The organism is Alcanivorax sp. HI0007 (assembly GCF_001635525.1).
Taxonomy (GTDB): domain Bacteria; phylum Pseudomonadota; class Gammaproteobacteria; order Pseudomonadales; family Alcanivoracaceae; genus Alcanivorax.
On the sequence record NZ_LWEJ01000063.1, the window covers coordinates 1 to 449 of the forward strand.

At 62.8% G+C, this 449-nt stretch carries 1 protein-coding gene; it reads right to left on the reverse strand.

The annotated features are described in order from the left end of the window. A partial coding sequence (gene cpaB / locus A3714_RS03075) for a Flp pilus assembly protein CpaB (protein ID WP_063527153.1) occupies positions 1-449 on the reverse strand: 449 nt, incomplete at both ends.

Sequence of the window (449 nt, forward strand, 5' to 3'; positions counted from 1 at the left end):
TTTCTGGCCCGGTGTCGCCCGTGGTGCTGGTGCGCGGGCCGACGGGAACAGATCCTTGTAGTAAACCGGTTTGGCTTTCTTTTCTTCGTCGCTGTCGTCAGCAGCCTTGTCCTCACTGGCCAGTACCGCCAATCGCAATGTCCCTTCCTCAGAAGCCAGCAGCAATGTTGGCACCTTGTCCTTGGGCACAGCCAGCACCACGGTGTTATTGCGACGCTGGGCCTCGCGGTCCTGATCACTGCTGGCTGCCGCCATGGCCCCTTTCACCGCCAGCACCTGCAGGCTGCGCAACAGCACCATGGCCGCCGGGTCATCCCGGTCCGCTTCTTGAAACGACACCACCACATCGACCAGATCACCGGGCTGCAGCAGACCACCTGCCATCACCACATCATCGACCCCCACTGCCACGGCACGAAACCCTGCGGGCAGGGTGCTTGGCAGGGTGC